This is a genomic window from Pandoraea sp. ISTKB (genome assembly GCF_001721285.1).
Classification (GTDB): domain Bacteria; phylum Pseudomonadota; class Gammaproteobacteria; order Burkholderiales; family Burkholderiaceae; genus Pandoraea; species Pandoraea capi.
Window position 1 is genome coordinate 78517 of the sequence record NZ_MAOS01000105.1, and the last position, 17037, is coordinate 95553.

A 17037-nucleotide genomic window follows, 5' to 3' on the forward strand; every position below is an offset into this window, starting at 1 on the left:
GACCTGCCGGACGGTCGCATCAGCCCTTGTTCAATGATGCCGACGCCGATACCGATGGCAGATACGGGCGGCCATTAATGCGTCGCGGTACAGGAACGAACGCCTCGCTCAGCAGGTCTTGCGACGCGTCGTAATACGGCGTTTCGATATCGAGCAATCCGAGCATCGTGTGTTCCATGCGGTCGGTCTGATACGGACGCGCTTCCCATGCGGTGCGCGTCTGCGCACGGGGCGTATCGCGTTGCCACACAAGCATCGGGATCTCGTAGCCGGACGCGTCGGATACCGATTGCCCGGCATGATTGCGGGTGTGACCGACTTCCTGCGCATGGTCCGAACTGAACAGCAGGCTGGCATCGGATTGCGGCGATGTCGCCATGGTCTTGCGAATCAGATTGGAGACCACGTAATCGTTGTACGCGATGGCATTGTCGTAGTCGTTGCGTGCATGACGCACCCAGAGCGAGCGTCCCTGCGCTTCGAGGTTCGCCATCACGCTGTCGTCGGTATTGTCGAAGCGGGCAAATTCGTCTGGGTACCGCATGTCGTAGGTCGGATGCGCGCCGAGCAGATGCACGATGATCAGCTTGCGTTGCGCATCGCCTGCCAGTGCGGCCTCAAAGTCCGGCAGCAGGTTGCCGTCCAGATTGTTCTCGCCGCGACCGGCTCCCTTGTTGATGAACACCCGCTCATCGGCCCGGTTGGCCACCAGCCCCAGCCAGCCGTCGTTGGGCACCTGATTCGAGATCCAGTACGTACGATACCCCGCAGCCTTGGCCAGCATGACAAGGTCGGGCTGACGTGTCCAGGCATCGGGATCGTCCAGGCTGGCGGGGGTGAGCATCTTCATGAGCGAGGCCATCGTCGCCGGCTCGGACGACACCACGTCGTGGAACACCGTCAGATCGTCGCGCAACGAGCCGAGCATCGGCGTGGTGTTGCGCGGGTAACCGTAGATCGACATGTTGTTGCGGTTCAGGCTCTCGCCGATGACCCAGACGACCGTTTTGCGCGCCGGCCCGCGGTACTGCACTTGCCATTCGTCCGGCTTCGCCATGCTGTGCTCAAGCGTGCGTTGCAATTCGTCGGCATGCGCGAGTTGTCCCTTGTAATCGAAGTAGCGAATCGGCCAGTAAAGCAGCGGGTTTTCCTTCGCCATCGTCGGATTCAGATGCAACGCGAGAAAACCGGTGAAGAGGGTGGCCACGGCGACTTTGCTGCGGCGGCGCAGCGGTGCAGACGGCTGCGTCGCTTCTCGGCGTGTCAGTCGGCGCTCAAGCGCCACGACACCCGCCATGAGGACGGCAAATACCGCGCTGGCCTCGGCCACGTCGCGCCAGTTGTGGCGGAAGAATTCGCCGGTCTCCGACGCATTCGTGTTGAACACCGCCTGCAACACCAGCAGGTGGTTGGGACGCAGACCGAAGTAGTCGCGAAGGAACCCTTTGGTGGCCGCGTCAAGGAAGAAGACGGCGATCACGCCGAGCGTCGTCGCGCTCAGCCAGGCGGGACGCGCGCCGAGCAACAGACACAACCCGGCGAGGCCGGGCAGTGCGGTCGCCATGATCGCCGCGCTCTTGCCGTACTCGCTCGCACTGATCATGCCCAGCGCCCAGAACGCGGCGAGCCCGCCCAGCCCTAGGCACAGGCGGTAAAGAAGTGATTTCAAGGTGGAGATCCCCCAATGCTGCTGGCACGTCGAGGCATGCCTGTCGATAATTGCTGTCGGGCGGTGGCTATCGCACATCGCTCGATCGATGCGATTCGACCAGAGATTGGGAGATTGGTGTCGCGACTGCCTAAATTTTGGGACGAACGGCAGTCGGTATTCAGTGATTTCTTAGGAACCCGTGGCGTTGGCCGTCAATGCAGCCGGGCGCCATTGGGCACCGTGCGCTCCACGCCGGCCAGCACGATGGCCCCGGAGGCGTCCGCGAACCCCGTCACCAGGACTTCCGAGACGACGCCCGCAATGCGCTTCGGCGCGAAGTTGCACACGCACAGCACTTGTCGGCCGACGAGGCTCTCCGGTGTGTAGTGCACCGTGATCTGCGCGCTCGACGTTTTCACCCCGAGTTCCCCGAGATCCACTTCCAGCACGTAAGCGGGCTTTTTTGCCTTTTCGTTGACGCGGGCCGCGACGATCGTGCCCACGCGCAACTCGATCTTCTCGAAGTCTTGCCATTCGATAGGGGTTGCCGCGTCTGTCTTGTCGCTGAAATCCGTCATGTCTTGCTCCCTTGCCTTGCCGATCAATGATTTAGCGGCGAGCGTAACCCACCACGAAGCGCACAGGCTTGTGAAATACGGCAGACAGCAGAGAGCATACGGCAGGCGGCAGGCGGCAATGGCGCGGCGGTGTCAGTCGTGCCCGCCCCGAGCGGTTCGCACCCGGCGCCACGCCGCAGGCGTCAGTCCGTAATGCTGGCGAAACGCGTGGGTGAGGGCGCTCTGGTCGTTGAAGCCGACGTCGAGCGCGATGTCGGCAAGCGGGGTGTCGTCCGTCAGCAGTATCGAGGCGGCGCGGGCGAGCCGCAAACGCATCAGGTGCCGGTGAGGGGTTTCGCCGGTCATCGCGACGAAGCAGTCGTGAAAGTGCCGCACGCTCATGCCGGCCTCCCGGGCGAGCGTTGCCGTATCCAGCGGTGTGGCCAGATCGGCTTGCAGTCTCGCGTCGACCTGCGTCAGATCCAGTCGGAGCGTTCGCGACGCATGGCGCACCGGGGTCAGCCGCGCGGCCAGCGCTTCCAGCCATTCGCGTACCACAGGATCGTCGGCGTCGAGCGCGCGCCCGGCTTTGACGCTGTCGCTGACCCGGTTGGCCAACGCGAGCAGCGTCGCATCGAGTGCAAAGAAGGCTTCATGGGCGAATGCGCGCGCCGTGCCCGTCTCCCGAGCGATGGTCGCGGGCACGTCGAGCACGACCTGCCGGTTCGGCCCGTCGCCCCGGTAGTCGTGACGCACGCCGGCGGGAATCACCACGCCGTTACGCGCACCGACACGCCCATAGGTCGTGGCATCGCCGTCGAGCGAGAGCGACATGCGTCCTGATAGCCCGATCACGACCTGATGAAAGTCGTGTGTGTCGGTGCTATCGGTCGGACGGTACTCGCGCAGCTCGAGGCGCGTGGCGGCGGTGGACATGACAGATGAAAACGCTGGGTGGCGGACCGCGCTCACCTTCATCACCGTTTCGGTGCTTCCGGAGCATAAGGCCGCCAAGGTGCATGACTTCAGGTTATGAAAAAACGCGCAAAGCTATCCCGGATTGATTGGTTCGGCCGCGCAGAACGGATCGCTACACTGGGTCTCCAGTGGCCGGAGTGTTCCCGGCCGGCACCGCGAAGGTGGGGGCTGTGAGGCCCGGCGACTACGCGATGCGCTTCGATTCCACAGGGCCAGCGGCCCGTCTTTGGCAGGGAAGTATGACATACGCCGTTACGATCTCGGGCAGCCCGTCGGCCGCCTCGCGCAGCGCCCGGTTGCTGCGTTTCGTCGAATCCGAACTGACTGCGTCCGGCATCGAAGTCCGCCGCATCGACATTCGGGCATTGTCGCCGGCCGCGCTGCTCGCCGCCGATACGTCGCACGACGACCTGCGCTACGCGCTCGCCCAAGTGGCCGGCGCACAAGCGGTGGTGGTTGCGACGCCCGTGTACAAGGCGGCTTACAGCGGCCTGCTGAAGGCCTTTCTCGACGTGCTGCCGCAAGACGGCCTGGCCGACAAGCTCATTGCGCCGTTCGCCACCGGCGGCAGTCCGGCGCACCTGCTCGCACTCGACTACGCGCTCAAGCCCGTGCTCTCCGCGTTGGGTGCGCAACATATTCTGCGCGGCGTGTTCGCCGTCGACCAGCAGGTGCCGAAGGAAGAGGGCGCCACGCTGGATGCCGCGATTGCCGAGCGTCTGGAGGCGAGCGTCGATCAGCTTTCGCAGTGGCTGCACGAGCGCGAAGTCATTCGTCAGTGGCCGGCCCGGGTGGCCCAGGGCCATCGTGCCGTGCGCGCCACGCTCGCTGCCTGATCGCCGGAGTCCGTTCGTATGCAAGTGTTCTGGTTCATTCCGACGCATGGCGACACCCGTTATCTCGGCACGTCCGACGGCGGGCGCGTGTTCGATTTCGATTACGCGCGGCAGATCGCGAGCGCGGTCGATTCGCTCGGTTACGAAGGGGTGTTGCTGCCCACGGGACGTTCGTGCGAAGACGCCTGGGTGACGGCGTCGAGCCTGATCGGCGCGACGCGCAACCTGAAGTTTCTCGTCGCGATTCGCCCCGGGATTGCTTCGCCTGCGCTGACGGCGCGCATGGCTTCGACGTTCGATCGCCTGTCGGGGGGCAGGCTGTTGATCAACGTCGTGACAGGGGGCGACGCGGGCGAACTCGAAGGTGACGGCTTCTTTGCCGATCATGCCGAACGCTACGCGGTGACCGACGAGTTCTTGCGCATCTGGCGCGGCATCTTCGAGAAATCGCACACCGGGGAAAGCGTCGATTTCGAAGGCGAACATCTCAAGGCCAAGGGCGCCAAGCTGTTCTTCCCGCCGGTGCAGGCGCCGCATCCGCCGCTGTATTTCGGCGGCTCCTCGGAAGTCGCGCGTCAGATCGCTGCCGAGCAACTCGACGTCTATCTGACGTGGGGCGAACCGCTGGCCGACGTGGCAGAAAAGATCGCCGACGTGCGCGCACGTGCTGCGAAGCTGGGCCGAACGCTGCGCTTCGGTTTGCGTTTGCACGTGATCGTTCGCGAGACCGAGGACGAAGCATGGCGAGCCGCTGATTCGCTCATCAGCAAGCTCGACGACGAGACCATTGCACGTGTGCAGACGCAGTTCGCGAAGATGGATTCGGAAGGGCAGCGACGCATGGCGGCGCTGCATGGCGGACGTCGCGACAAGCTCGTGATCGCACCGAACCTGTGGGCCGGCGTGGGGCTGGTGCGCGGCGGAGCGGGCACGGCGCTCGTAGGCGATGGCCCGACCGTGGCCGAACGGCTACGCGAGTATGCCGATCTGGGCATCGATACCTTCATTCTGTCGGGTTATCCGCATCTCGAAGAGGCCTATCGCTTCGCCGAACTGGTGTTCCCGCATCTGCCGGACCGGGTGCGCGCGAAGCTTGGCAATGTCGCGCTGTCAGGCCCCATCGGCGAAGTCATGGCCAACAACATCGTGCCGCGGGCATCGCAGAGCTGAGGGATCTGAATGCTCGTGTTCAGCCTCAAGCCGGTTTCGCGCCGATCTCATGTCCGATGTCGACAGCCGCATCGGATGCCCCGGCATCGCAACGCATTGACTTCACTTTGACTGGAACGCAAACGGGGCCGTAGCGCCCCGGGGGAAATTCGCATGACCCAACCTACGACAACGACCCTGACCGATGTGGCTTCGGTTGCCACACGCGCCACACGCCCGCCCGGCGCGTTGCCACGTTACTGGCGCACGTTGACCCGCCGTCTCGCGCCGTGGGCCGTGCCCATCGTGCTCGTCGCGCTCTGGCAACTGGCTGCCGAGCAAGGCTGGCTGTCCACGCGTGTATTGCCCGCGCCGTCCGCGGTCGTGGAAGCGGCCTGGCAACTCGCCATCACTGGCCAGATCTGGCGCGACATCGGCGTGTCGACCGGACGCGCTGTGATCGGCTTCATTATCGGTGGCGGGCTCGGATTGCTGCTCGGCATGCTCACCGGCCTGTCGCGTGTGGCCGAAACGGCGCTCGATTCGTCGTTCCAGATGCTGCGCAACATTCCGCATCTGGCGCTGATCCCGCTCGTGATCCTGTGGTTTGGCATCGACGAAAAGGCCAAGCTGTTCCTCGTCTCCATCGGGGTGTTCTTCCCGATGTATCTCAATACGTATGCCGGCATTCGCGCCGTCGATCCGGCGCTGGTCGAAATGGCGCGCAGCTACGGCTTGCGCGGCTGGGCACTTTACCGTGATGTGATTCTGCCCGGGGCGTTGCCGTCGATTCTCGTCGGCGTGCGCTTCTCGCTGGGGCTGATGTGGGTGACGCTGATCGTCGCAGAAACCATTTCGGCGCAATCAGGGATCGGCTATCTGACGATGAACGCTCGCGAGTTCCTGCAAACCGACATCGTGCTCGTGGGGATCTTGCTCTACGCGCTGCTGGGCAAGCTGGCCGACGTGCTGGCCAAGGAACTGGAATTTCGCTGGTTGCGTTGGCATCCGGCCTTTCAACGAGGAGCCGCCGCATGAGCGCACAACAACTGGCCCCGGTCGCGGGCGCCGACATCGAAGCCGAATGGACCGCCGAGCAGCGTGCCACGGCAAGCCCCGGCAAGCTGGCGCTCGATCCGCAGGCCGATCCGTTCGGCACGCAACTGCCTGTGGGGATCCCTGCCGGCGCGCCGCGTACGGCAGCGGGGACGAATCTTAAAGTGGTGCGTCCGGTGAGTGACGCGAGTGGTGCAAGTGCGGCAAGTTCTGCAACGGCGTCGGACGGCCTGCGTATCGAGTCGGTCGGCAAGCGTTATGGCGAGCGTTCGGTGCTGTCGGACTTCTCGCTGACGATTCCACGCGGTGGCTTTGCCGCCATCGTGGGGCGTAGCGGTTGCGGCAAGTCGACGCTGCTTCGCCTGATCGCCGGTCTGGAGTCGCCGGATGCGGGACGCATCGCGCTCGACGGTCATGCGCTCGCCGGCGCATCGGGCAAGGCCGCGGCGCCCATCACGACGCGCATCATGTTCCAGGACGCACGTCTGCTGCCGTGGCGCACGGTCATCGAGAACGTGGCCATTGGCTTGCCGAAGTCATCGCACGCCAAAGCGCTGGAAGTGCTGCGCGAAGTGGGCCTCGCCGAGCGCGCCAACGATTGGCCGAGCCGCCTGTCGGGCGGCCAGCGTCAACGGGTGGCACTGGCCCGCGCGTTGGTGCACCAGCCGGATCTGTTGCTGCTCGACGAACCGCTCGGTGCGCTCGACGCGCTTACGCGCATCGAAATGCACGCGCTGATCGAACGCCTTTGGCGCGCACATGGGTTCACCGCGTTGCTCGTCACGCACGATGTGCAGGAAGCCGTCGCGCTGGCCGATCGCGTGGTGCTCATCGAGCAGGGGCAACTGGGGTTGGATCAGGCGGTGTCGCTGGCGCGTCCGCGTGCACGCGGCAGTGTCGAATTCGCCGGCCTCGAAGCGCAGGTGCTCGCTCGTGTACTGCAAACCGAGGTGGCGCCGTCCTCGCATACGACCCCTGCCGAGCCGTTGTGGCCGGCGGCGACCGTACGCTGGGCCATCTGATCCTCATCTGGCCCGAGGGGGCGCGTCACCGGCTTTTCCAAACGTTTTCCGTCGCTATTCAGCGCCATTGCGCATTTTCGAACCGATCTTACGAACACAGGAGTTCACCATGGGTATCACTGCTATCAACGTCCGCAACCAGTTCAAGGGCCGTATTCGCGAAATCCTGCGCGGTCCCGTGCTGTCCGAAGTCGATGTCGAGACGCCGAGCGGTATCGTGACGTCGGTCATCACCACGCGCTCGATCGACGAGCTGCGTCTCGATGTCGGCTCCGAAGTCGTGGCCCTGGTCAAGGCCACGGAAGTCTCGCTTGCCAAGCTCTAAGCTCGCCGTCTGTCACGTCGCTGGCCCCGTGTCAGCGCCCCATTTTCCTGAGCTGGACGCCTGCATCGGATGCGCGCGGGGGCGATCGTCCGATGCAGGTAGCAGGAAATTCCGAGTCCCGTCTAGGACTGTGCCGCGAATGCACGCACTCGGCTGATATAATGACGGCTTCCGAATGTTGGCGACCCGCCTGCGCGAGACCCTCCGCTGCGGGCGTTTTTGTTTGTCGCCGACGCGATGCACCGAAGCCAAACCATGACCACTGTCCGCACCCGCTTTGCGCCTAGCCCGACCGGTTTCATCCATCTGGGCAACATCCGTTCCGCTCTCTATCCGTGGGCCTTCGCGCGTCACAACCACGGCGCGTTCGTTCTGCGCATCGAGGACACCGATCTCGAACGCTCGTCGCAGGAAGCCGTGGAGGTCATTCTGGAAGGCATGGAATGGCTTGGCCTCGACTACGACGAAGGTCCGTTCTATCAGATGCAGCGCATGGATCGCTATCGCGAGGTGCTCGAGCAACTGAAGGCGGGCGGTCACGTCTATCCGTGCTACATGAGCGTGGAAGAACTCGATGCCCTGCGCGAGCAGCAGCGCGAGCGTGGCGAGAAGCCGCGCTACGACGGCCGCTGGCGTCCGGAGCCGGGCAAGGTGCTGCCCGAGCCGCCGGCGGGTGTGCAACCGGTGCTGCGTTTCAAGAACCCGCTCACGGGCAGCGTGGTGTGGGAAGACGCGGTGAAGGGCCGTATCGAGATTTCGAACGAAGAGCTCGACGATCTCGTGATCGCGCGCCCGGACGGCACGCCGACGTATAACTTCTGCGTGGTCGTCGACGACATCGACATGGACATCACGCACGTGATTCGCGGCGACGATCACGTGAACAACACGCCGCGTCAGATCAACATCTTCGAAGCGCTCGGCAAGCAGCCGCCGGTGTACGCGCACTTGCCCACGGTGCTCAATGACCAGGGCGAGAAGATGTCCAAGCGTAACGGCGCGATGAGCGTGGTGCAGTATCGCGAAGAAGGTTATCTGCCGGAAGCCGTGGTGAACTATCTGGCGCGTCTGGGCTGGTCCCACGGCGACGCGGAAGTGTTCTCGCGCGAGCAGTTCGTGACGTGGTTCGATCTGGAGCATCTGGGCAAGTCGCCGGCACAGCACAATCCGGAAAAGCTGCTGTGGCTGAACAACCAGTATCTGAAGCAGGCCGACAATGACCGTCTGGCCGGGCTGACCGAGCCGTTCCTGCAGAAGGCCGGTGTGTCGATCGATGGTGGCCCGTCGCTCGCGGGTGTCGTCGGCCTGTTCAAGGATCGTGCGAACACGGTCAAGGACATCGCCGCGAGCGCCGAGATGTTCTATCGTCAGCCGGCGCCGTCGGCCGAAGATGTGGCACAGCATCTGACCGATGCGGCCCGTGCGGCGGTGAAGGATCTGGCCACCGCCCTTGCGGCACTGCCCGAGTGGAAGAAGGAAGCCATCTCGCCGGCGTTCAAGGCCACGCTCGCGCAGCACGGTATGAAGATGCCGCAACTCGCGATGCCGGTGCGCCTGCTCGTGGTCGGCACGACCCACACCCCGGCGATCGACGCCGTGCTCGAACTGCTTGGCCGCGATACGGTGCTGGCGCGTTTGGGCGCCTGATCGCGTCAGCCTGAACCGCTGGAATTTCCGGCGCTGCCAACGGTGGCGTCAGGAACGAAAAAACCCCGGGATGCTTGTGCATCGCCGGGGTTTTTTGCGTGGGGCGCAGCAAGCGCTGCCCCCCGTGTGTGCGCTTACGCCTGCGGATCGGCTTCGGCGTTCAGCGAAAGGGTCTTGCCGGATTTGGCCGACGGCGCCGCGCGCTTGGTGAGCGAATAGGCGTCGAGCAGTTTTACCATGGATGCGTAGATCTTCGGGTTGCCCGCGAGGATTTCGCCCTCGAACAGGAAGTTCGATTCGCCCGTGTAGTTGCCGACCAGACCGCCGGCTTCGGTGATCAGCAGGCTGCCTGCGGCCATGTCCCACGGATTCAGGCCTTGCTCGAAGAAGCCGTCCATGCGGCCGGCGGCCACGTTCGCCAGATCCAGCGCTGCGGCGCCCGGGCGACGAATGCCTGCGCAGTGTTCCGTCATCGTGCCAAACATCTTCAGATAGTTATCTACGCCTTGCAGATCGCGGAACGGGAAGCCCGTGCCGATCAGGCCGTCTGCCAGACGATCGCGACGCGAGACACGGATACGCTTGCCGTCGAGGAACGCACCACGGCCACGCGAGGCGGTGAAGAGTTCGTTGCGGGTCGGGTCGTAGACCACGGCTTGCGAGACGATGCCCTTGTGCGCGAGGGCAATCGACGTGCAGTAGTAGGGCAGGCCGTGAATGAAGTTGGTGGTGCCGTCCAGCGGATCGATGATCCACTGGTATTCCGAGCCGGAATTGCCATGCTCTTCGCCCGATTCTTCGGCGAGGATGGCGTGGTCGGGATAGGCAAACAAGAGGACTTCGATGATCGCTTGCTCAGCCGCTTTGTCCACTTCCGTCACGAAGTCGTTGTGCTGCTTCTTGCTGACCTTGACGGTATCGATATCGAGGGAGGCTCGGCTGATGATGTTGCCGGCGCGGCGCGCGGCCTTCACCGCGATATTGAGCATGGGATGCTGCATGACAGATTCCTGTTAAGGCCATCGCCGACGATACGTACAGCCCCCATTGGGCCGGTCGTCGAGCAAGGCAGACAAAGCGAACGAATTGAGCAAGAGCGATGCCCGGCAAGCGCCGCGCACGGAGGGTGGCGGCTCGATTGCAGGGCGAAAACGCGTATTTTAGCAAAAACGCGGGCGGCGCGCTCTGGAAACTGTGCTTTCTGACCCTTTTTATGTTGCGCATGTTGCGCAAGGCAGTATCGCTGCGTTTCGATGCGCCGCGTTATCATCTCTCTTTCCACGCTAGGCTTTACACCACCGTCGTCTCATGTCCCAGTCTGCTGCTGCTTCCCCGTCGTCCGTGTTCGATCAAGTGCGTTTCGTGCTCAACGAGACGAGCCATCCCGGTAACGTCGGCTCGGCGGCGCGGGCGATCAAGACGATGGGCTTCGGACGACTGGTGCTCGCCGCGCCGCGTGCAGGGGCCGAAGTCCTGCGTGACCCTGAGGCGGTGGCGCTGGCAAGCGGGGCAGACGACGTGCTCGCGAACGCGCTCGTCGTGCCGGATCTTGCGGCCGCATTGCAGGGCGTGAGCTGGGCGGTGGCGCTGTCCGCGCGCTCGCGTGAGTACGGTCCGCCCAATGCCGAGCCGCGTGAGAGTGCGGCCATCGCTGTGCAACACGCGGGGCAGGGCGACGCCGTCGCGTTCGTTTTTGGCAGCGAGCGCACCGGTCTGTCTAACGCCGATGTGGAGCGTTGCAATGCGCTCGTGCATATTCCGGCGAATCCCGTCTACAGCTCGCTCAATCTCTCGCAAGCGGTGCAACTCATCGCGTGGGAGATGCGCATGGCGTGCCTGGCACTTGAGCGCGGCGACGTCGCGAGCGTCGCCGAGGCAGCGACACCATCGCCTTCGGCAGCGACCACCGAAGCGCTCGCCACGCGCGACGACGTCGAAGGCATGCTCACGCATCTGGAGCGCGCGCTGGTCGATCTCGATTTCCTCGATCCGGACAATCCCAAGAAGCTCATGACGCGCCTGCGCCGTCTCTTCGCCAAGAGTCATCTGGAGCGCGAGGAGGTCAACATTCTGCGGGGCATTGCGAAGCACATTCTGGAGCGCAAGGTTCGCCGTTGACGGCGAAAAAGCGAGGAGAAAGCGGGCTGAGGAAAAATCCCATACAATCTTCAGTCACAAGCTTATCAGCCTCTCGCGGATATGACCCGTTTGCGCCAGCGTTGCGCCGCCTCTCTGCCTTATCACGTTCACTGTTGTTGGCCCTGCGCCAACTGATGTGACGCGTCGCCTTTCTGCGCGCGCCATCCCCCCTGCACCTCGCTGCACATTCCGCGCCGTTCGCCGCCGGTCACGACCGGCACGCGTTGCGTTTTCGTGCCACTGCAAACTCGCGTCGATCCGCCCCAAGACGGCCGGACGTCGCATGACAGGACCGTCATCAGGCTTATGTTCACTCGTCTTCGCGAAGATATCGCCGCCATCCGTCAGAAGGATCCCGCCGCCCGCAGCAACTGGGAGGTCTTCACCTGCTATCCCGGGCTGCATGCCGTGATGTTGCATCGCGTCGCCCATCAGTGCTGGACGTCCGGCTTCAAATGGCTCGGGCGTTACGTCTCGCAGTACGCCCGCTTTCTTACTGGCATCGAAATCCATCCGGGGGCGACGCTCGGACGCCGGGTCTTCATCGATCACGGCATGGGGGTCGTGATCGGCGAGACGGCGGTGATCGGCGACGACTGCACGATCTATCAGGGCGTGACGCTCGGCGGCACATCGCTCGCGCGCGGTGCCAAGCGGCATCCGACGCTGGAGCCGGGGGTGATCGTCGGTGCGGGCGCGAAGGTGCTCGGCGGCTTCACGGTCGGCGAGGGTGCGAAGATCGGGTCGAATGCGGTCGTCGTGAAGCCTGTGCCCGCCGGGGGGACTGCCGTCGGCAATCCGGCTCGCATCGTGCGTGCAGAGACGCGATCGGACACGCCGCGCCAGGGCGGCGATGCGCAGGCGGGTGGATCGAGTGGCGCGGGCAGCCATGCACGCAAGACGGAATTCTCCGCCTATGGCATCACGCCGAACGCGGACGATCCCGTCTCGCTGGCGATCCACGGCCTCATCGAGAATGCGACCGATCAGTCGCACAAGATCGATGTGATGGTGGCGGCGCTGAATCAGCTTGGCGCACATCTAGAAGCGCTCGGCGCGAGCAAGATCGATACTGCGGAGCTGCGCAAGCTCGGTAAGGAAATTCAGGACATGTGACGCGTGACGATGGGCGCGATGGGCATTATCCTGCGCACGAATGTGAAGACGGCCCGCTTTCGAGCGGGCCGTTTCGTTGGCGGTGGCGCATGACGCCGATTGCCTTGGGCGTGGATCAGTCGGGAGCGCCGGTCGACGGTGCGAGATCGATGGCCCGCAACCCGTGGGCGTCCCATTGCAGGTAACCGCCGCGCGGCGGATCGATGTCGAACTCCCAGTCGGGCAGCACCCAGCGCACGCGACGGCCGTCCGCATGTCGTGCAGGGCGATGCGTGTGCCCGTGCACGAGTGTGCGCTCTCCGGCGGCGTCGAGCAGGGCGGCGATGGCGTTCGCGTTGGCATCGGCATACGCCATGCGATGCGCGCCCTTGGCGGCGCTGCGTCGCCGGATACGATCTGCGATGCCCATGCGCAAACGCAGTGGCAGCGTCAGGAAAAAGGCTTTGCCAAGCGGCGAATGCGCGATCCGGCGAAAGCGCTGATAGCCCACGTCGTCCGTGCACAACTGGTCGCCGTGACTGAGCACGAGCGCCTGACCGAGAAACGAGAAGACACACGGATCGTCGAGCATGACCGCACCGGCGGCCTGCGCAAAGCGACGGCCGAGCAGGAAGTCGCGATTGCCGCGCATGACCGCAATCGGCACGCCGCTGGCCGACAGTGCGGCCATGGCCGCCGTCATACGACGCGCGAAGACACCGAGCGGTTCTGCGCAGCCCTCGGCACGGGCGTCGTGAGCCCGGTCGGCATCGAGCATGTCGTCGCCGATCCAGTATTCGAACAGATCGCCGAGGATGAAAAGGATGGACGCTTCACGCGCGGGGCCGCGCAGGAAGTCTTCGAAGACTTGCACCGTACGCGGCAGGGCCGGCGAGAGGTGAAGATCGGAAATGAAAAGCGCGGGCCCGTCGCCCCGTGGTGTCACGGGGCATTGCGGGCACCGCGCAGTCGATACTGGCATCGAGTGTCGCAGTTCGCAGAGCGTGCGCTTACGCGACGATCACGGCCTTTTCGATGACGACGTCGTCGACCGGCACGTCCTGATGGAAGCCCTTCGAGCCGGTCTTCACACCCTTGATCGCGTCGACCACTTCCTGGCCTTCGACGACCTTGCCGAACACGGCGTAGCCCCAGCCTTGCGGCGTCGGTGCGCTGTGGTTCAGGAAGTCGTTGTCGTTCACGTTGATGAAGAACTGGGCCGTGGCCGAGTGCGGATCGTTCGTGCGCGCCATGGCCAGCGTGTACTTGTCGTTCTTCAGGCCGTTGTTGGCCTCGTTCTCGATCGGCGTTTCGGTCGACTTCTGCTTCATGCCGGCTTCGAAACCGCCGCCCTGAACCATGAAGCCGTTGATGACGCGGTGGAACACCGTGCCGTCATAGAAACCGTTCTTGACGTAGTTCAGGAAGTTCGCGACCGTCTTGGGGGCCTTGGCTTCGTCGAGTTCGATACGAATGACGCCGTGATTGGTGTGCAGTTCAACCATGATGCTTTCCTTCTGATGAAATGGTCCTGATGGGCCGGAGGATTATCAGCGCTTGACGACGCTGGCCGATTCGATCACGACCGTGGTGGCGGGCACATCGGAATACATGCCCTTGCGGGTCGTGGCCACACCCTTGATCTTCTCGACGGTGTCCATGCCGGACACCACCTTGCCGAATACCGTATAGCCGAAGCCGTCCGGGTTGGGGTAATCCAGTGACGCATTATCCTTCACATTGATGAAGAATTGCGCGGTCGCCGAGTTCGGGTCCGACGTGCGGGCCATCGCAATGGTGCCGATCGTATTTTTCAGACCATTCTTCGATTCGCTCGGAATCGCGGCGCGCGTGGGCTTCTGATCCATGTTCGCGGTAAAGCCGCCGCCCTGAATCATGAAGCCGTTGATGACGCGATGGAAGATCGTGCCGTTGTAGAAGCCGTCGTTGACATATTGCAGGAAGTTCTCGACCGTCTTGGGCGCCGCCTTCGGGTTGACTTCGACCACGAAGTTGCCGAGCGACGTCTTGAACTGCACCTGCGGTTGCGCGTTCTGGGCGAAGGCGGGCAGGCTCGCGCCGCTCAGCGCGGCTGCGGCGATAACGCTGCCGACACCGCCGAGCACGGCGCGACGCAGACGATTCGGAAAGGACATGCGTGTCTCCATGACGTGAGGGGAATCGCTTCGAGTCGAAGCGATGCGCTTAGTTGCCCGACTTGCCGACGTTTTTCAACGCGGCATCGTCGCTCGCTTTCGCGGGGGCAGGGGTTTGGCTCACCGGCGCGGCGCGTTGCGGCGTCAGCATGTTCGAGAGCAGCTTTTCGCGATTCGACACACGGGCCGTCGGCGCGAGCTTCAGGGATTTCTGATAAGCCTGTTGCGCGAGCTTGGCGTAGATGTCGCCGAGGTTCGCATAGGCGACGGCGAAGTTCGGGTTGTTGCGAATCGCGCTCTCGAGTGCGGCGCGGGCCTTGTCGTACTCGCCCGCCTGGGCATAGAGCGCGGCAAGATTGTTGAACGGCTCGGGCAGTTCGGGGAAGTCTTGCGTGAGCGCCGTGAAGGCGTCGATGGCTTCCGCATTTCGTCCCATTTCCATCAGCACGCGACCGCGCGTGAAGCGCACCTGCGCGTCGCGCGGGTATTGCTTCAGGTGCTCGTCGATCTTCGTCAGGGCCGCATTGAAATTCCCCGCGTCGACCAGCTTGTTGATGGCCGATTCGCTGGCCTGTTGCGGCGTTTGCAGCGGGGCGGGCGGGGGCGGATCGGTGATGGCCTGTGCCCCGGCAGGCAGCGCGAACAGCGCGCCGGCGAGGCCGAGGGTGGCGCCTGCGAGCATCAGGGCGCGGGCGCTGCGAGCGGCAGCGGCGACCGGGCGGATGCCGATGGCAAGGCGCGAAGGAATGCGCGTGGACGAGTGCAAAAGTGACCGGCTTCGTTGCGTCATAGTGGGTGCTTGGGATACCTGAGAGGTGCGCAAGAGATGCTATACTCGGCCGCATTCTAACAAAACACCTGCGCCCGGCCCGCGCCATTTCTCGATGTGGCGGTGGAGGCGGTTCGCAGGTTCGTTTTTTCTACCGCACGGCGCGCAGCCCGCCTCGCGATATTGCTCCGGTTTTACGTGAGGATATCGTCGCAGCGTCCGGCGCTGTTGCCGCCCGGTCAAGCGCATATCTATGGATTCACTCCGTGTCTACAACTCGCTCGCGCGAGATAAACAGTCGTTCGTTCCCCTCGTCGCTGGCGAAGTCCGCATGTATGTCTGCGGGATGACGGTGTACGACTACTGTCACATCGGTCATGCGCGCGTGATGGTGGTGTTCGACATGGTGCAGCGCTGGTTGCGCACGCTCGGCTATCGCGTGACGTATGTGCGGAACATCACGGATATCGACGACAAGATCATCAAGCGCGCGGTCGAGAACGGCGAGACGATGCGCGAGCTCACGACGCGTTTCATCGCCGCCATGCACGAAGATGCCGACGCACTTGGCGTTCAACGTCCCGATCACGAGCCGCGTGCGACCGACTTCATTCCGCAGATGGTCGACATGATCGGCACGCTGCAACGTAACGGCTATGCCTATCAGGCCGACGATGGCGACGTGAACTACGCCGTGCGCAAGTTTGCCAGCTACGGCCAGCTCTCGGGCAAGTCGATCGAAGACCTGCGCGCGGGTGAGCGTGTGGCGGCCAACGCGGCGAAGCAGGATCCGCTCGACTTCGTGCTGTGGAAGCGCGCGAAGGAGACCGAGCCGGACGAGTCGAAGTGGGCGTCGCCGTGGGGGGCAGGTCGTCCTGGCTGGCACATCGAGTGCTCGGCCATGAGCTGCCAGTTGCTCGGCAACCATTTCGACATTCACGGCGGTGGTGCGGATCTGCAATTCCCGCACCATGAGAACGAAATCGCGCAAAGCGAAGGCGCCACGGGCGAGACGTTCGTCAATTACTGGATGCACAACGGCTTCGTGCGCGTGGACAACGAGAAGATGTCCAAGTCGCTCGGCAACTTCTTCACCATCCGCGAAGTGTTGGCGAAGTTCGATGCGGAAGTCGTGCGCTTTTTCATTCTGCGCGCCCAGTATCGCAGCCCGCTCAACTACAGCGATGCCCATCTGGACGACGCACGAGGCGGTCTGACGCGTCTGTATACCGCGTTGAAGGACGCCGTGGGCGATGGCGCGCCGCTCGACTGGAACGAGCCGTTCGCGCAGCGCTTCGCTGCCGCCATGAACGACGATTTCAATACGCCGGTCGCCATCTCCGTGCTGTTCGAACTGGCCGGTGAAATCAACAAGCAGCGTGATCCTGTGCTGGTGCGTCAGTTGCAAGGGCTGGCCGGCACGCTCGGCTTGCTCGGGCGCGATCCGCAATCGTTCCTCCAGGGGGCGACGGGCGACGAAGGTGCGGGAGATGTCGATGCGCTGCGTGCGTCGGTCGAAGCGCGTATCGAAGCGCGTGCGCAGGCCAAGCGCGATCGTAATTTCGCCGAGGCTGACCGCATCCGTGCCGAATTGCTGGCCGAGGGCATCGTGCTCGAAGACCGTCCCGGAGGCGCCACCGAATGGCGTCGTGCCTGA

General features: G+C 63.9%; 17 protein-coding genes. 9 read left to right on the plus strand and 8 right to left on the minus strand.

Features of this window, described 5'->3' with window-relative positions; all coding sequences use genetic code 11:
• Positions 1–19: 19 nt before the first annotated feature.
• From A9762_RS27370 to A9762_RS27380, 3 genes are all read right to left on the minus strand, one after another.
• Complete coding sequence (locus A9762_RS27370; protein ID WP_069345099.1) at positions 20–1669, minus strand: phosphoethanolamine transferase; 1650 nt, start codon at positions 1667–1669, stop codon at positions 20–22.
• Between the two features lie 194 nt (positions 1670–1863).
• The gene (locus A9762_RS27375) at positions 1864–2229 is read right to left on the minus strand and encodes a tRNA-binding protein (RefSeq protein WP_069345100.1); all 366 of its coding nucleotides are present in this window, start codon (positions 2227–2229) and stop codon (positions 1864–1866) included.
• A gap of 132 nt (positions 2230–2361) precedes the next feature.
• Complete coding sequence (locus A9762_RS27380; RefSeq protein ID WP_069345101.1) at positions 2362–3144, minus strand: AraC family transcriptional regulator; 783 nt, start codon at positions 3142–3144, stop codon at positions 2362–2364.
• 281 nt (positions 3145–3425) lie between these two features.
• On the opposite strand from A9762_RS27380, the gene ssuE reads away from it, so the two are divergent.
• The 6 genes from ssuE (at position 3426) to gltX (ending at position 9221) form a co-directional block, all read left to right on the plus strand.
• Positions 3426–4022, plus strand: a complete 597-nt coding sequence (ssuE, locus tag A9762_RS27385; protein WP_069345102.1) for an NADPH-dependent FMN reductase — start codon at positions 3426–3428, stop codon at positions 4020–4022.
• Positions 4023–4040: 18 nt separating this feature from the next.
• Positions 4041–5192: an FMNH2-dependent alkanesulfonate monooxygenase gene (ssuD, locus tag A9762_RS27390; RefSeq protein ID WP_069345103.1), complete on the plus strand. Its 1152-nt coding sequence runs from the start codon at positions 4041–4043 to the stop codon at positions 5190–5192.
• A 153-nt stretch (positions 5193–5345) separates the two neighbouring features.
• Positions 5346–6209 (plus strand): aliphatic sulfonate ABC transporter permease SsuC, encoded by an 864-nt coding sequence (gene ssuC / locus A9762_RS27395; RefSeq protein ID WP_083254338.1) that lies wholly within the window; start codon positions 5346–5348, stop codon positions 6207–6209.
• Positions 6206–7249 (plus strand): ATP-binding cassette domain-containing protein, encoded by a 1044-nt coding sequence (locus A9762_RS27400; RefSeq protein WP_083254339.1) that lies wholly within the window; start codon positions 6206–6208, stop codon positions 7247–7249. The genes ssuC and A9762_RS27400 overlap by 4 nt, the downstream gene beginning before the upstream one ends.
• 109 nt (positions 7250–7358) lie before the next feature.
• Positions 7359–7574: a molybdopterin-binding protein gene (locus tag A9762_RS27405; RefSeq protein WP_010807342.1), complete on the plus strand. Its 216-nt coding sequence runs from the start codon at positions 7359–7361 to the stop codon at positions 7572–7574.
• Positions 7575–7829: 255 nt separating this feature from the next.
• Positions 7830–9221, plus strand: a complete 1392-nt coding sequence (gene gltX, locus A9762_RS27410) for a glutamate--tRNA ligase (RefSeq protein WP_069345104.1) — start codon at positions 7830–7832, stop codon at positions 9219–9221.
• Positions 9222–9355: 134 nt separating this feature from the next.
• Here gltX and A9762_RS27415 read toward each other — a convergent pair whose 3' ends face one another.
• Complete coding sequence (locus tag A9762_RS27415) at positions 9356–10222, minus strand: inositol monophosphatase family protein (protein ID WP_069345105.1); 867 nt, start codon at positions 10220–10222, stop codon at positions 9356–9358.
• Between the two features lie 307 nt (positions 10223–10529).
• Between A9762_RS27415 and A9762_RS27420 the strand changes: the two genes are divergently transcribed.
• Together A9762_RS27420 and cysE are read left to right on the plus strand one after the other, a co-directional pair.
• Complete coding sequence (locus A9762_RS27420; protein ID WP_069345106.1) at positions 10530–11339, plus strand: RNA methyltransferase; 810 nt, start codon at positions 10530–10532, stop codon at positions 11337–11339.
• 327 nt (positions 11340–11666) lie between these two features.
• Positions 11667–12476, plus strand: a complete 810-nt coding sequence (gene cysE, locus A9762_RS27425) for a serine O-acetyltransferase (protein WP_069345107.1) — start codon at positions 11667–11669, stop codon at positions 12474–12476.
• A gap of 115 nt (positions 12477–12591) precedes the next feature.
• Here the strand turns inward: cysE and A9762_RS27430 are convergent, their stop codons facing one another.
• From A9762_RS27430 to A9762_RS27445, 4 genes are all read right to left on the minus strand, one after another.
• Complete coding sequence (locus A9762_RS27430) at positions 12592–13401, minus strand: UDP-2,3-diacylglucosamine diphosphatase (RefSeq protein ID WP_069345108.1); 810 nt, start codon at positions 13399–13401, stop codon at positions 12592–12594.
• A 64-nt stretch (positions 13402–13465) separates the two neighbouring features.
• The gene (locus A9762_RS27435) at positions 13466–13960 is read right to left on the minus strand and encodes a peptidylprolyl isomerase (RefSeq protein WP_069345109.1); all 495 of its coding nucleotides are present in this window, start codon (positions 13958–13960) and stop codon (positions 13466–13468) included.
• A 45-nt stretch (positions 13961–14005) separates the two neighbouring features.
• Positions 14006–14611, minus strand: a complete 606-nt coding sequence (locus A9762_RS27440) for a peptidylprolyl isomerase (RefSeq protein ID WP_139133432.1) — start codon at positions 14609–14611, stop codon at positions 14006–14008.
• 49 nt (positions 14612–14660) lie between these two features.
• Entirely contained in the window at positions 14661–15401 is a 741-nt protein-coding gene (locus A9762_RS27445; RefSeq protein ID WP_139133433.1) for a tetratricopeptide repeat protein, read from the minus strand.
• Positions 15402–15633: 232 nt separating this feature from the next.
• Here A9762_RS27445 and cysS point away from each other — a divergent pair, with 232 nt between their 5' ends.
• A complete protein-coding gene (cysS, locus tag A9762_RS27450; protein WP_069345111.1) occupies positions 15634–17037 on the plus strand; it encodes a cysteine--tRNA ligase in 1404 nt (467 codons plus the stop codon).

Excerpts from the sequence above, each read along its gene's own strand:
- cysS (WP_069345111.1), top strand. The coding sequence starts at position 15,634 with ATGGATTCACTCCGTGTCTACAACTCGCTCGCGCGAGATAAACAGTCG.
- A9762_RS27405 (WP_010807342.1), top strand. The coding sequence starts at position 7,359 with ATGGGTATCACTGCTATCAACGTCCGCAACCAGTTCAAGGGCCGTATT.
- ssuD (WP_069345103.1), top strand. The coding sequence starts at position 4,041 with ATGCAAGTGTTCTGGTTCATTCCGACGCATGGCGACACCCGTTATCTC.
- A9762_RS27380 (WP_069345101.1), bottom strand. The coding sequence starts at position 3,144 with ATGTCCACCGCCGCCACGCGCCTCGAGCTGCGCGAGTACCGTCCGACC.
- A9762_RS27400 (WP_083254339.1), top strand. The coding sequence starts at position 6,206 with ATGAGCGCACAACAACTGGCCCCGGTCGCGGGCGCCGACATCGAAGCC.
- ssuE (WP_069345102.1), top strand. The coding sequence starts at position 3,426 with ATGACATACGCCGTTACGATCTCGGGCAGCCCGTCGGCCGCCTCGCGC.
- cysE (WP_069345107.1), top strand. The coding sequence starts at position 11,667 with ATGTTCACTCGTCTTCGCGAAGATATCGCCGCCATCCGTCAGAAGGAT.
- A9762_RS27415 (WP_069345105.1), bottom strand. The coding sequence starts at position 10,222 with ATGCAGCATCCCATGCTCAATATCGCGGTGAAGGCCGCGCGCCGCGCC.
- gltX (WP_069345104.1), top strand. The coding sequence starts at position 7,830 with ATGACCACTGTCCGCACCCGCTTTGCGCCTAGCCCGACCGGTTTCATC.
- A9762_RS27435 (WP_069345109.1), bottom strand. The coding sequence starts at position 13,960 with ATGGTTGAACTGCACACCAATCACGGCGTCATTCGTATCGAACTCGAC.
- A9762_RS27440 (WP_139133432.1), bottom strand. The coding sequence starts at position 14,611 with ATGTCCTTTCCGAATCGTCTGCGTCGCGCCGTGCTCGGCGGTGTCGGC.
- ssuC (WP_083254338.1), top strand. The coding sequence starts at position 5,346 with ATGACCCAACCTACGACAACGACCCTGACCGATGTGGCTTCGGTTGCC.
- A9762_RS27420 (WP_069345106.1), top strand. The coding sequence starts at position 10,530 with ATGTCCCAGTCTGCTGCTGCTTCCCCGTCGTCCGTGTTCGATCAAGTG.
- A9762_RS27375 (WP_069345100.1), bottom strand. The coding sequence starts at position 2,229 with ATGACGGATTTCAGCGACAAGACAGACGCGGCAACCCCTATCGAATGG.
- A9762_RS27445 (WP_139133433.1), bottom strand. The coding sequence starts at position 15,401 with ATGACGCAACGAAGCCGGTCACTTTTGCACTCGTCCACGCGCATTCCT.